This is a genomic window from Xanthobacter lutulentifluminis, assembly GCF_043194675.2.
Classification (GTDB): Bacteria; Pseudomonadota; Alphaproteobacteria; order Rhizobiales; family Xanthobacteraceae; genus Xanthobacter.
Window position 1 is genome coordinate 2,687,110 of record NZ_CM195525.1, and the last position, 12,673, is coordinate 2,699,782.

At 59.9% G+C, this 12,673-nt stretch carries 13 protein-coding genes and 1 tRNA gene; 5 read left to right on the forward strand and 9 right to left on the reverse strand.

Going from position 1 to position 12,673, the window contains the following annotated elements:
* Positions 1 to 942: 942 nt before the first annotated feature.
* Positions 943 to 1,200: a helix-turn-helix domain-containing protein gene (locus V5F49_RS12305; protein ID WP_394115524.1), complete on the reverse strand. Its 258-nt coding sequence runs from the start codon at positions 1,198 to 1,200 to the stop codon at positions 943 to 945.
* A gap of 119 nt (positions 1,201 to 1,319) precedes the next feature.
* Between V5F49_RS12305 and V5F49_RS12310 the strand changes: the two genes are divergently transcribed.
* Positions 1,320 to 2,660, forward strand: a complete 1,341-nt coding sequence (locus V5F49_RS12310) for a DUF805 domain-containing protein (RefSeq protein ID WP_394115523.1) — start codon at positions 1,320 to 1,322, stop codon at positions 2,658 to 2,660.
* Between the two features lie 21 nt (positions 2,661 to 2,681).
* Here V5F49_RS12310 and V5F49_RS12315 read toward each other — a convergent pair whose 3' ends face one another.
* Entirely contained in the window at positions 2,682 to 2,855 is a 174-nt protein-coding gene (locus tag V5F49_RS12315; protein WP_394115522.1) for a hypothetical protein, read from the reverse strand.
* 613 nt (positions 2,856 to 3,468) lie between these two features.
* On the opposite strand from V5F49_RS12315, the gene V5F49_RS12320 reads away from it, so the two are divergent.
* Positions 3,469 to 4,245: a hypothetical protein gene (locus V5F49_RS12320; RefSeq protein WP_394115521.1), complete on the forward strand. Its 777-nt coding sequence runs from the start codon at positions 3,469 to 3,471 to the stop codon at positions 4,243 to 4,245.
* Between the two features lie 19 nt (positions 4,246 to 4,264).
* On the opposite strand, the gene V5F49_RS12325 is transcribed toward V5F49_RS12320, so the two are convergent.
* A complete protein-coding gene (locus V5F49_RS12325) occupies positions 4,265 to 5,536 on the reverse strand; it encodes a tyrosine-type recombinase/integrase (protein ID WP_394115520.1) in 1,272 nt (423 codons plus the stop codon).
* A 157-nt stretch (positions 5,537 to 5,693) separates the two neighbouring features.
* Here V5F49_RS12325 and V5F49_RS12330 point away from each other — a divergent pair.
* A tRNA-Arg gene (locus V5F49_RS12330) sits at positions 5,694 to 5,770 on the forward strand.
* A gap of 151 nt (positions 5,771 to 5,921) precedes the next feature.
* On the opposite strand, the gene nthA is transcribed toward V5F49_RS12330, so the two are convergent.
* Genes nthA through V5F49_RS12360 form a run of 6 tightly spaced genes read right to left on the reverse strand, consistent with a single transcriptional unit; the run spans position 5,922 to position 9,864 of the window.
* Positions 5,922 to 6,551, reverse strand: coding sequence for a nitrile hydratase subunit alpha (gene nthA, locus V5F49_RS12335; protein ID WP_394115519.1), 630 nt, complete (start codon positions 6,549 to 6,551; stop codon positions 5,922 to 5,924).
* Positions 6,548 to 6,850, reverse strand: coding sequence for an SH3-like domain-containing protein (locus V5F49_RS12340; RefSeq protein ID WP_394115518.1), 303 nt, complete (start codon positions 6,848 to 6,850; stop codon positions 6,548 to 6,550). The genes nthA and V5F49_RS12340 overlap by 4 nt, the downstream gene beginning before the upstream one ends.
* Complete coding sequence (locus V5F49_RS12345; protein WP_394115517.1) at positions 6,847 to 7,266, reverse strand: hypothetical protein; 420 nt, start codon at positions 7,264 to 7,266, stop codon at positions 6,847 to 6,849. Before V5F49_RS12345 ends, V5F49_RS12340 begins: the two co-directional genes overlap by 4 nt.
* Entirely contained in the window at positions 7,263 to 8,102 is an 840-nt protein-coding gene (locus V5F49_RS12350; RefSeq protein ID WP_394115516.1) for an ABC transporter ATP-binding protein, read from the reverse strand. Before V5F49_RS12350 ends, V5F49_RS12345 begins: the two co-directional genes overlap by 4 nt.
* A complete protein-coding gene (locus V5F49_RS12355) occupies positions 8,099 to 9,097 on the reverse strand; it encodes an ABC transporter substrate-binding protein (RefSeq protein ID WP_394115515.1) in 999 nt (332 codons plus the stop codon). The genes V5F49_RS12350 and V5F49_RS12355 overlap by 4 nt, the downstream gene beginning before the upstream one ends.
* A gap of 38 nt (positions 9,098 to 9,135) precedes the next feature.
* Entirely contained in the window at positions 9,136 to 9,864 is a 729-nt protein-coding gene (locus V5F49_RS12360; protein WP_394115514.1) for an ABC transporter permease, read from the reverse strand.
* Between the two features lie 536 nt (positions 9,865 to 10,400).
* Here V5F49_RS12360 and biuH point away from each other — a divergent pair.
* Positions 10,401 to 11,081, forward strand: a complete 681-nt coding sequence (gene biuH / locus V5F49_RS12365; protein ID WP_394115513.1) for a biuret amidohydrolase — start codon at positions 10,401 to 10,403, stop codon at positions 11,079 to 11,081.
* An 892-nt stretch (positions 11,082 to 11,973) separates the two neighbouring features.
* Positions 11,974 to 12,582 (forward strand): helix-turn-helix domain-containing protein, encoded by a 609-nt coding sequence (locus V5F49_RS12370; RefSeq protein WP_509210674.1) that lies wholly within the window; start codon positions 11,974 to 11,976, stop codon positions 12,580 to 12,582.
* The last annotated feature ends 91 nt before the right edge of the window (positions 12,583 to 12,673 follow it).

Below are 12,673 nucleotides of genomic sequence, written 5' to 3' on the forward strand. Positions count from 1 at the left end.
CGCAGGAGGCAGGTTCCTCGCGTCCTGAAATGGCTGAGGGAGAATGGACAGAGACGGGTTCTGAGTGATCCTAAATAACGTAAATCGAATGTGTAATATCCGTGGGAAGCCCTCATTCTCAGAGGCCCTCCTTTGGTTCGCTCGTTTCGATCGCGATTGATGCGTCAGACGAGCGTCTGCCAATTGCAAAATAATTTCAATAGTCTATTCCGATGACCGCTCGGATGATGTCTGATTTATGAGATCAACAAATCGTCGATACATTGTCTTCCCCAATTGCAGTCCGCTGTCATATATATCGTACTGGCTCTTGCTCATTCGGCCATTGGCAAACTCATTGTTCATCCATTTCTTTCGCCGATCACCCCCGGAAAGAGCGCAGCTCCGTCGTTGAAATTTTGACGCAAAATTTGTCACATTTCAGATTGTATTCGATAATATCAGGAACGTATCTCAGCTGAATCTCTGGGATTACACCATCGCATATCAAATCAACATCTACCGGATTGGTGCCCTCAGTGACCAAAATCGTTCGACTATGGTCGTTGTATTTGAGATAAAAATGAAACAAATTCTGACTGTTGAAGGCGGGGAATCCGTTCACGAAATGGGATCGAATTTCCAGCTGATAGCCGTGCATTGATGAACAAGATGCCTCGCCAAGTATTTTGGCCTTCGGATTCGATTGGGGAGCGGTGTCATCGAACCCGCATCCGGCGATAGGAAGGGCTGCAAGGCAAAAGAAATATATAATATTCATAAGTGTTTCTTCAAATGGAAGAGATATTCATCTCAGCGGAAGGCCATCTAAGCCACTTTTTCTAAAAGGCTCTACTTCTTGTCTTTCCTGCCAAATTTGGCACTAAATCAGATGCAGACTGCAACCTTGGGCATCATTCGGTCAATCCTGCCTGTAGGTAATGAGCGGATAGGGTAGTGGAGTCAGCCGCGTGATGCACTCGACGCTTTCCGTCCCTTCTTCAAAGCCGCTGGCTTCTTTGCGCCTTCAGGGAAAGGCCGAAACAGCTCGGAGATATGGACGCCGAGCACGTCGGCGAGCTGTTCCAGAAACTCGATTGTCGGGTTCGCCCGTTCGATTTCCAGGTTCGCGAGGTGGGACATATCCACGTCAGCCGACAGGGCGAGCCCCTCCTGTGTGAGGCCCCTCTCAACCCTCAATCGCCGCACGTTCCATGCCACAAGCCGCTTCGCTTTCATCCCGCAAAGCGAGCGTCTTGCGAGGTATCAATCTATGGGATATAGCCCATAAAATAAGATGCTTCCGGCATTCATATGGATACCGAAGGAAGGGGGATATCATGGATCTTCCGGCCGCGTTCATTACGTGCCGATCGAAATACGCTGTCTTCAGCGGACGTGCTTCACGCTCGGAATTCTGGTGGTTCCAGCTTGCCGTGGCCCTAATGACCATCGGGGCCTCATACTTTTCAGAAAGGGCAGGTCCGCCTTTATCGGATTTCGGGCCCTTGGCCTTCAATCTGGTGGTTCTGTGCCCTGTGCTTGCTGTTGGAAGCCGGCGCTTACACGATATCGGACGGACAGGATGGTGGCAGCTTCTCTTGTTCACGGGTGCGGGTGTTGTGGTGCTTATCTTCTGGTGGATATTGCCGTCGCAGCCCGGCTCCAATCGATACGGCGAAGAACCTGAGGCCGACAAAGGCACTCCTCCTGCATCGCCAATTCCGCCAGTGGCTCATCCTCAGCCGGCCCCTCAAAGCGCCCCTGAAGCCCATAGCGCGCCTGCCTCAGCCCCGCCTATCGAAAGCCGCGAGGCCCCAAGGGGCATGCTGGATTGGACGAAGACTCCCCCTGTTTCCGGAGTCGAAACGCAGGCCAAGCCGAAGGACCAATCCGGCTCCAAAGGCATGCCTTTGATTCTGATATTTCTTATCGCGTTCGCGGCCTTCGTCGTCGCCTATTACGCGCAGAACAATGGTGGCGCTCTGAAGGACATCTTCAGCCGCCTGCAAAGCACCGTTTCCAGTGTCACGACAGGGGCTATCGCAGGCGGTGGTAGCTCCGGATTCCAGCTCTCGTCTGAAAAAGATAAAATGACGAACGAGCGCGTGTATGTCGGATATCAGCGCATACGGAATGGAGAGGGCCTCCAGCTTGAAGCTGTCTTCAAGTGCACGAGTAAGGATGAGATAATAGGAGACCTGATATCTATGGCGACCTATTGCGGAAAAGATGGGAACGCCTTCATGTGTCCGGACAATTTCATCAGAAATATGAAGCTGAACGTATCGTTATTTGATAAAAATGATGAACCTGTGCATTTTTTGCGGAATGATAGAACCGTATCCTATGAGCGCAAAATGACTCCGAATGGAGATATTGAGCGAAAATTCACAGGATTGGAAAGGGCGGGAGACACATTTTATAATAATTCAATTGAGATCGTTGTTCCGGCTGATTTCGATAAATCCAACAGGCCAGACTTTGCCGGTGAAGCCGCAGACGATGGCACCGATGGGATCATTTATCGTTTCAATGCGTTAGGGAAAACCGATCCAATAGACCTTCACATTTCCTACAAGGATCGGCAGTTCATGGAGATGACGAAGGCGTGCAACAGGAACATGCCTACCCTTGCAGAGATCAGGGCGAGGGCCGCAGCACAGCAAGGTCAGAGATAGCTCTACGCGAACACCTGCCCGTCACAGGATATCGACCACGCGCCCGCTGCCGTCGATTGCTCTGACGCGAGAGCCAGGATTTGAGCGGGCGGTGGCCTTCATGGCGTTCGTGATGTTCGGCGCGAGGTTCTGGACCATCATTACCGTGACCCACTCGCCCGAATTCCGTTGACGTTGAATTTGGACCTGATCCACTTTCATCTCCATTATTACGTTGTGATTACCTTGCGGTAGCTGAATCCGCCATTCGCGCGAGCATTCATCTCGGTTGCATCGTTCCGGTACGCGCTCGATAATGCAGCAATCGGCTCCCGATGTGGCGTCTCCGGACCTGATCGCTTTGAGCTGAGGAAATGATCAGGTCGGTCCGCATGTCTTATTCTGATATTCCTCGGCCAATCGAAATCAGATATGGTTTGATATCCTGTAGCGTAACATGGATGAGTGCTGCGATCTTGTCCATTGTGTCGATGCTATGCATGGTTATTTTTGGATGTGGAAGAGTTGACTTGCCTTACCGGTACATAGATCGACTACCTGATAACAGTGTCTATTTTGCTATTTTTTTCTTTCTCTGCTCCAAAAGCTTCAAATTCCACTGGAGCCATTGGCAGATCGTGTGCGAACGAAAGTCGGCCTTCATACGCAAAATTGGCGAAGAGAAGTTCGTATGGATGTGGAGGCATATCGGACTCGGATTCGCGGCTGCGAGCGCAATCGCGCTCCTGGTGGCGATAGCCGAAAATGTTAAAATATTAAGATTAGCATTTGGATTCTGAGCCTATTCCGACGCTGAAGGGAATGCAGCATGAGAATTCTCAAGCCGCGCTATTGGTATCCTTATATGCGCATGTCTCGCGCGCTTGTTGATTATCCAATCTACGCACCGCCACATTTGAAGTGCGAATCTGATTTGACCGATGATGAGGCGCAGGAGAATTGTGATTATTTCATGCGAGTGAAGGATGAGCGCCTTGAAATATTCCTTGAATGGATGTGGCGCAACTTTCGAATTCGTCTTTCGTTCAAGCCAGAATCGATCGATATGTTTGACCGATGGGCGAAGTTTTATAATGGTTCGATCGTCTTGGATGGACAGCGTATGATCTGGCGCTCCTACAACGATTATGATCCAGCTTGGACCGGCCGGTTTATCGGGTGCAATCTGTTCTTGGATGCCGGTATCTATCTTGGAGAGTATCTGATCTACAAGAGGCCGACGATAAGATGGGGGATGGACAAGGGATATTTTTCAAAATTCGATGTAGACGAAATAGAAGAATATGATGAATCTAGTGTAGAATATAATCTAGACCAGAACGTGGAGCGGTACCCCTCCGGAAATTATAATAAGGTCCTGCTTCTTTTCCAAAATGGGCGGCGCGACAATCCCCTACCACTCCAAATGTACAACGCCAACAATCAGGCGCCATATCTTTTCTTGGATGGAGCCCTTAATGGCCTTCCGGGTCAGGGGAGCTATAATTCGGCAAGAGCGTGTATCGCGCAGGCTCTTTTCTTCCACGATCTCGCGCCTGACAGCAGCTGTCTCACTCCCGATTTTTCAACTCGTCCAATCGAGTAGGCCCTTCTCGGGTTGGGCCTCATTCACTCGTAAAGGGCGCGCTCATCGTCAGTTGCGCGACATGCGATCCCCAAGCCTCTGACGCCTGCCGCTTCTCATCCGCGTACTCATGCCTCTGATAGACGCTGACGATGCCCGAGAATGTGCCGCTCGTGTGATTGAGTAGCTTTTCAACCACATGCACCGGAACGCCAAGCCTCGCCATTCCTGATGTCATCGTGCGACGAAGGTCGTGAAGGCGCCAATCGGGAATGGAAGGCGCTTCCTCCTCCTCGTTCTTGCTCGTTTCCTCGTCCTCTCTCTTGAGGAGCTTCGTAATCGCCTTGTCGAGCGAGGCCTTGGCCTTCGAGAAGCCGGAAATGGCCGTTTTGCCGGTGGTGGTGAACACGAAGGCGGAATCTGCCTCCCCATCCTTCATGCGCGGCAGCCCTTCAATGATGGCCACGGCTTCAGGCGACAGAGGCACCACATGCGCCTTATCGTTCTTCACTCGTTCACGGGGAATGGTCCAAGTGGCGTTGGCGATATCAAGCTCGCTCCACCTCATGCCCGCCACTTCATCGCGTCGCTGGCCTGTCAGAATGAGGAGATGAACGAAGGGGCCAAAGGGCCAGCCAAGGCGATCAGAGGCTTTCCATACCAAGCCCAATTCCTCATCGCTTAGGATGCGCTCTCGGCTTTTCTCGGCGGTGGGTGCCTTGATGCCGGCGATAGGAGACTTCTCGATAAGGTCTCGCTCCACGCACCAGTTGAAAAAGTGGCGAACCACCGCGAGAAGGCGATTGGCTGTTACGGTCGCCCCTCGTTTGATGGCGGCATCCAGCAGTTCGTTCACGTCACGCTTCGTTATGGACTTGATGGATCGGCCCTTCCAAGCGGCAATCACATCATTTGACAGGAGGCCTTCAACGCGACGCAGGGAGCTTTTCCTGAGGTGCTTTTGGGCTTGGCGCTCCAGATAGGCCTCGACGACCGACATCACGTCATCCTTGAACCCTTCGGCGGCTTCGCGCTTGGCTTGCTTCTTCTCTGCGCTCGGATCGCGGCCATCGGCGACGGCAGTCATAACCTGAGCTGCCAATATGCGGGCGTCGGCGAGCTTGACCCCCGGATATGCCCCGAGCGTGTGCTTCCTCGGCTTGCCCTTGGAGCGATAGCGGACAGCCCAACTCTTTGCGCCGCTAGGCTGGACGATCAAATAGAGGCCGGTTAGATATCCATCGGCAATTTCCTGACGGGATATCGTTGGCTTGAGCGCATCAATGCCCCTTACGGTAAGGTGGGCAGCCATGGGCGTCTCTGAAGGATGGTGGTAACGCACCTAATATGGGGGTAACGCCTGGGTAACACAAGGCAGCCGCAAGAGAGGGTATGGGAAATAACAATTCTATAACGTAAAATATAAAAAACAATAAAATATCAGGCATTTATAGGCAAGAATGGCTTATGTCCCGGTAGCTCAGCAGGATAGAGCAGCGGTTTCCTAAACCGCAGGTCAGGGGTTCGAATCCCTTCCGGGACACCATTTTACCGTCCGAAGACCTCTATTTCATACGCTGAATCAAATAATTAGGGCGCATCTCTTGTCCGGCCGGGTGCGCTGATCTCCGGTAGAATCGCTCGCGCGTGCCGACATGCTCGTGGGCCTCGGCGCGGTCTTCTTCGCGGCCCGCCTCCTAAGGCGCGGTGATGCAGGCCGTGCCGATCATGCTGTCGCGGGTGACGAGGTGGGCGAGGTGCTCCTCGCTCGCGCCTTCGGTGCCCGCGGGGCGCCGGGGCAGCACCAGGTAGCGCATGTCGGCATTGCTGTCGTGGACGCGCACGTGAACGCTGTCGGGCAGATCCACCCCGAATTCCTTCAGCACCGCACGCGGCTCGCGCACGGCGCGGGAGCGGTAGGCCTTGGAGATGTACCACCACGGCGGCTGGCCCAGCAGGGAGCGCGGATAGCACGAGCACAGGGTGCAGACGATCAGGTTGTGGAGGTGGTCCGTATTCTCCACCACCACCAGCTGGGCCTCCTTGATGGTGAATCCCAGCTCGGCGGCGGCGCCTGCGCCATCGGCCAGCAGGCGGGCCTTGAAGCCCGGATCCACCCACGCGCGGGCTACCAGGCGCGCGCCCCATTCCGGCCGGGGGGCCTCCAGGGCGGCGATCACCTTGTCCGTCTCCTCGGGGGCGAGCAGGCCCTCCTCCAGCAGGATCTGGTGCAGGGCCCGCGTCATGAGGGCGTAATAGTCCGAGCCTTCATGGCCCTCCACCACGGGGATGGCGCTCATCTCGGCAGGGGCGGGTGTCGCGGTCATGGGGTGTCGTCCTGTGCCTGCGCGAGCCAGTGGTCGTAGACCTCGATCTCCAGCGTGTCGTCCGGCGCCCCAGCATAATCGGGCCACAGGTCACGCTGTTCGAGCCGCACGCGATAAAGGTCGATGGCGGGCAGCCCCGGCCGCGCGCACGACAAGTCCTCGGGGTTGGGATAGGCGCCGCAATGGCGCTCCACCACGCCCACCTTGTGCCGCACATACCAGGGAATGCGCACGTGGCCGGGCTTGCCGATATCGAGGATGAGGACGCGATCGCCCGGGGCGAAGCGGGGCGGGCTCACGGTGCCGGGCTCCCGGCGGGCGCGGCGCTCGTCGCCTTCCCGGTGACCGCCTTGGCGGCATGGTCCACCTGCCGGCATTCCATGGCGGCGATGGCCTCCATGCGCGCCAGAACGGCGGCGCGGGGCACGATGCCCTTCTCGTCGAGGAGCACGGTGAGGGCTTCCGCCCGCCGCTCGTAGAAGCCGAGGGTGTTGTAGAGATCCTCGCCGAAGCTCTCGAACACGCGCCGGATCTCGTCGAGGGAGACGATGCGCCCCTTGGCCTCCAGCGCGCCACGGATCGCCTCGGACAGCTTCTGCCAGTCGGCAAAGGCGTATTCGTCCTTCACGACCGCGCCGGCCGGCCGGCCACCGATGTCGTGGTAGCCCCGATAGGGGCCTTCCGCCTGGCCGTCCGGCGCGTCCGGGCTGCTCATGGGGCGCTGCTCCTCACCGCCGTCTGGAACACCTCCAGCGCACGGGCCTTCAGCGTCACGAAACGCGGGTCCGAGATGGTTTCGGAATTGCGCGGCCGGGGCAAGTCGATGTCCATGTATTCGGCGATGCGCGACGGCCGGCGGGTGAGCAGGAGCACCTTGTCGGAGAGCCACACGGCCTCCTCCAGGTCGTGGCTGACCAGCAGGGTGGTGGTGCGGGTCTCGGTGAGCACCTTCTGCAGGAGGTCGCGCATGGTCAGCGTCATCTCGTAGTCGAGCGCGGAGAACGGCTCGTCGAGGAACAGCACCTCCGGGTCCACCACCAGCGCGCGCATGATGGAGACGGTCTGCTGCTGGCCGCCGGACATCTCATAGGGGTAGCGGTTGAGATCGAACTTGAGGTCGAACTGCGCCGCCAGCTTCTCGATCCGCCGCTCCCGCTCCGCCTTGGGCACGCCCATCATCTTCAGCGGATAATGAATGTTGTCGATGGCCCTCTGCCAGGGAAACAGCGCCTCGCGATAGTTCTGGAACACATAGCCGATGCGCGTCTCGGCGATGGTCTTGCCGTCGAACAGGATTTGCCCGGCATCATAGGGCAGGATGCCGGAGATCATGTTGATGAGCGTGGATTTCCCGCAGCCGTTCGGCCCGAAAATGGAGACGATGCCGCCGCGGGGGAAGTCGATGTCGAAGCCGGTGTAGACCGGGTTGCCGCGGAAGGTCTTGGTGAGCCCGCGGATGGTGATGTGCGTGCCGGGCGAGAACCAGGAGAGGTCCGGCAAGGGGGTGTCCCCTTGCCGCTCCTGCGCGGCGATGCGCTCCAGCGTGGTCATGCGAGGTCCGCCGGCTTGAGAATGAAGGGCTTGATGTCGAAGTCCTGCTTCAGCGCGCCCTCGCTGCGGAACACGTTGACGAAGGTCTGGTAGGAGGCGAGGTCGGTCTCGTTCAGCTCGGTCCAGGGCCGCAGGTAGGGCTGGGCCACGATCTCCACCTGGTCCGGCTTCACCGCCGTGTAGGCGGGCAGGATGGAGCGCAGGGAGGTGTAGTTCTTCTCGGCCATGATGGTGGCCTCGTCGAGGGCTTCCACGAAGGCCCTGGCCACCTTGGGCCGCTCCTTGATGAACTTCGTGGTGAGCAGCGACACGCCCGAGTAGAAGGGATCGTAGACCGCAAGGGACATGGGGTTGGTGATGGCGCGCTTGGCCTCGCCCAGGGCCACGGCGATGGAGCCCACCGGCTCCAGCGAGAGCGTCGCATCCACCGTGCCCGCCACCACCGCCTGCACCTGAAGGCCCACGGCCAGCTCCACGAGGCGCACGTCCTTGTCCGGGTCGAGGCCCGCCTTGCGCACCATGTAGCGCGAGAGCGTGCGCCACTGGATGCCGGGCAGATGGCCAAGCGACTTGCCCTTCAGGTCGGCGAAGGTGGCGATGGGGGAGGTGTTGGCGACGATGAGCGCATCGTTGATGCGGTTCACCTTGATGCCGCCGCCCTGCAGGCCGAACACCTTGAAGGTGCCGGGAAACTGCGTCTCGGCGATCACCGCGATGCCGGCGGCGGCCCCGGGCGCGCCGGCATCGGCCCGGCCGGAAACGAGGGAATCGATGATCTGGTTGGGCGCCTGGAAACGGACGGACTCAATCTCGATGCCGCGCTTCTCGAACAGCTTCTGCTCCAGCGCCACGTAATAGGCGAAGGACTGCATGATGGGCAGCCAGGAGACGACCACCTTCTCCTTCGGCTGGGCCCGGAGCGGCCGTGGGAAGGAGGAGGCGGCTGCGAGCGTCGCGGCGCCGGCGCCGAGGACGAAGTTGCGACGGGTGGTCATGGTCGGTTCCTTCACGGGGCAGGGATGAGGACGGACGATCAGCGGCCGGCCCAGTGGACCAGCAGTTTCTCGGCGGCGAGGAAGAGAAGGTTGAGGCCGTAGCCGAGGATGCCGGACACCAGGATGGTGCCGTAGAGCTGCGGCAGGTCGAAGGTGATCTGGCTGTCGATGATGCGCTTGCCGAGGCCGTTGTCGGAGCCGATGAACATCTCCGCCACCACGATCACCACCAGCGCCATGGACACGCCGGTGCGCAGGCCGATGAAGGTCTGCGGAAGGCTCTCGTAGAACATCACGTCCTTGAACACGCGCAGCCGGGAGGCGCCCATCACGCGGGCCGCGAGCATGCGGGTGGGGCGCGCATGCATCACGCCATAGGCCACGTTGAACAGGATGACGAGGAAGGCAGCGAACGCCGCCACCGAGATCTTGGAGAAGTCCCCGAGGCCGAAAATGATCATGAACAGGGGGAACATGGCCGTGGCTGGCGTGGAGCGGAAGAAATCGATGAGGAATTCGATGGAGCGGTAGAACTTCTCGCTGGCGCCCACCACGATGCCCAGCGGCACGCCCAGCAGGGCGGCGAGGCCGAAGGCATGGAGCGTGCGCTCCAGGGTGAAGAGAAAGTCCTGCCCCAGGCCCGCGCCCAGGTTCTCCCAAATGGCCTGGAGCGTGCGGACGGGGGAGGGCAGCAGCTTGGCCGTGACGAGGCCCGCGGCGAACACCCCGTACCAGATGAGAAAGAGGGCCAGCGGCCCGATGGCCATGAACCCCCAGCGGCGCCATCCTGAAATGTCGGACTGCATGAGTTTGCCTATTTAGTGATCAATGATCGCCAGTTGCATACTTGTGGTGGGGCGGGACGATGGCTGTTGATCCGGTGCGCAAAGCCCCGCCGTCTCCCGAGTGTCTCGGCAGTCGTAGCAAGCGAGGTGCCAGAGGGGCGTTGACCGGGACGGTTTGTCGATCCCGTTACGTTACGTTTCGAAAACAAACGGAAAATCAGTATGATGCCGCCGATCTGTCGGCGGGGGCGCGCTCTTTGAGGACCGCAAAGCTGGTTTGAATCGTTCCAATTTTGGAGCGACTGCACCAAAAACAGACTAAATAATCATCATCTGCATACAATCTGTATGCAATGTGGTGCCTAGGCATCCCGGCTCACGCCCACGACGCCGCGATCTGTATATATAAGCACATGATATACTTGATGTTTTCAAGGTACGGCCCGCCTGCGGCCCGCATCTTGCTGCGGGCGAGGCGGATGCCGGGTCACGGTGTCCGTATCACGCTGGAGGAACCCGTGCCCGTCATCGACGCCGATCCCTACGCCTGGCCCTTCGACGGCAGTCTCTCCCAGGAGAACACCGCGCTGGTCATCATCGACATGCAGACCGACTTCTGCGGTCCCGGCGGCTATGTGGATGCAATGGGGTACGACATCTCGCTCACGCGTGCGCCGCTGGAGCCCATCTCGAGCGTGCTCGCGGCCATGCGCGCGGCGGGCTACTGGATCATCCACACGCGCGAGGGGCATCGCCCGGATCTGTCCGACCTGCCGGAGAACAAGCGTTGGCGCTCGCGTCAGATCGGAGCCGGCATCGGCGATCCGGGGCCGTGCGGCAAGGTGCTGGTGCGCGGCGAGCCGGGCTGGGAGATCATACCCGAGCTGGCTCCGCTGCCCGGCGAGATCGTCATCGACAAGCCCGGCAAGGGCTCCTTCTACGCCACCGACCTGGAAATGATCCTGCGGACGCGCGGCATCCGCAACCTGGTGCTCACGGGCATCACCACGGATGTATGCGTGCACACCACCATGCGCGAGGCCAACGACCGCGGCTTCGAGTGCATTCTGCTGGAGGATTGCTGCGGCGCGACCGATGCCGGCAACCATGCGGCCGCGGTGAAGATGGTGAAGATGCAGGGTGGCGTCTTCGGCGCGGTCTCCAGCTCGCAGGCCTTCATCGCCGGGCTGTCCGCCTGAACCGGACCGCGGGCGACCGGACATGCGGGGGCTCTCCGGCGGCAAGCCCGGCAGCTCATGTCCGAGCCCGGCGACCCCGCCCCGAGCATCCGGCAGGCGTGCGGCTGGCATGCCGGCATCGCCGGAGCGAACGCAGCAAGATCCGCGCCCGCGAAGGTCTGGGTTGGGGGGGCGGCCTCCCCTGCCGAGCGTCCCACTGTGCGCTCCGAAGGGACCGCGCGCTCGCCGGCAGGCCGAGGGCGGCGAACGCGAGCGCGGAGGTCCGAAAGCCACCGCGCCGCTTGCGCTGAAGAAGCCGGCGTCGCCACGACGGGGAGGACGTCCTGAAGCGGCTCTCCTTCAGGGCGAGGATGTGTCGATCGGAGGGCATCCTCGAACAGGAGGCTCCGCCGGGTTCCGGCCCGCCGATCCGTGCGGGCCGCGGACAGGTTCATTCGCCTGCGGGCATGTGAATGCGATCAGGGCCTTTTTGCACTGAAGCCGAAGGCGCCTCGATCGCCCCCAGTGGGTCATCCGCATGCGGCTCATCGGCTATTGCTCCGGCGTCCGTCGCGAGCGGTAGGGTGCGAGGCGGCGCGCCCGGCGTTGCCTGTCACGGCTCCCTCCCGCGAGGCCGGGCCGCGGCCAGCCCGTTCGCACAGCGCGAATCGACACCGAATACGGACACCGTCGGGCCCGGAGCTTCACGCCGAAATGCAGGCTATCGGGCTCACCGCTCCGCGATCTCCGGATTGAGGATTGCCGGGCAGCGCCCTGCCATCCCGCCTTGGCGCGGAGCGTTGAACCCCCCCGGCAGGCTGAATAGAGTAGCGCGAGAGCGACGCACCCTATGCGCGAGCGCGGGCGCATCCGGCTTTGATCCCCTGATCGCCCATTTTGGAAAGTAGGACCGATGGTTGCCTTGTTCCGCCGGCCACAGGCTCGGCCCGGCATGTCGATGACGTCCGAGGGGCCTTTGCTCGGTGACAACCTGCGCCGCATGCGCAAGGAACGCGGCTTTACACTGGACAGCCTCAGCGAGCGGTGCGGCGTCAGCCGGGCCATGATCTCGAAGATCGAACGCGGGGTCGCCACCCCGACCGCCACGGTGCTCGGCAAGCTGGCGGCAGGTTTGGGCACCGGGTTGTCGGTGCTCGTCGGGGGCTACCAGACACGCGAGCCGACGCTGCTTCATCCCATCGACCAGGCGATCTTTCGCGACCCGGAATCGGGCCTCGAGCGGCGTTCGCTGTCCCCGCTCTTTCCCGACCGGTCCGTCGACTTCGCGCTCAACAGCCTCCCGGCCCGCTCGAAGGTGTCCTTTCCGCCGCATCATCACGGCGTCGAGGAATATCTCTATGTCAGCCGGGGCGTCCTCGATGTGGTCGTCGATACCCAGCGCTTCACCGTGCCGGAGGGCGCGTCGCTGTTCTACCATGGTCACGTCAAGCACGAGTTCCACAACCCCACCGATGCGGACGTCGAGTTTTTCATCGTCGTCGACAGCACCGCCACCCGGTAGGTGGCCCGGATCCCTTCGACCGGGCGGGCGCCTCGGGCAAATTTCTACTATTTTATCATTTCATGCCGAAAAGTGGAATCCGTTTTGCATG

Coding starts and splice junctions, on each gene's coding strand:
- V5F49_RS12310 (WP_394115523.1), top strand. CDS start 1,320: ATGGATCTTCCGGCCGCGTTCATTACGTGCCGATCGAAATACGCTGTC.
- V5F49_RS12320 (WP_394115521.1), top strand. CDS start 3,469: ATGAGAATTCTCAAGCCGCGCTATTGGTATCCTTATATGCGCATGTCT.
- V5F49_RS12325 (WP_394115520.1), bottom strand. CDS start 5,536: ATGGCTGCCCACCTTACCGTAAGGGGCATTGATGCGCTCAAGCCAACG.
- nthA (WP_394115519.1), bottom strand. CDS start 6,551: ATGACCGCGACACCCGCCCCTGCCGAGATGAGCGCCATCCCCGTGGTG.
- V5F49_RS12345 (WP_394115517.1), bottom strand. CDS start 7,266: ATGAGCAGCCCGGACGCGCCGGACGGCCAGGCGGAAGGCCCCTATCGG.
- V5F49_RS12350 (WP_394115516.1), bottom strand. CDS start 8,102: ATGACCACGCTGGAGCGCATCGCCGCGCAGGAGCGGCAAGGGGACACC.
- V5F49_RS12355 (WP_394115515.1), bottom strand. CDS start 9,097: ATGACCACCCGTCGCAACTTCGTCCTCGGCGCCGGCGCCGCGACGCTC.
- V5F49_RS12360 (WP_394115514.1), bottom strand. CDS start 9,864: ATGGCCATCGGGCCGCTGGCCCTCTTTCTCATCTGGTACGGGGTGTTC.
- V5F49_RS12370 (WP_509210674.1), top strand. CDS start 11,974: ATGGTTGCCTTGTTCCGCCGGCCACAGGCTCGGCCCGGCATGTCGATG.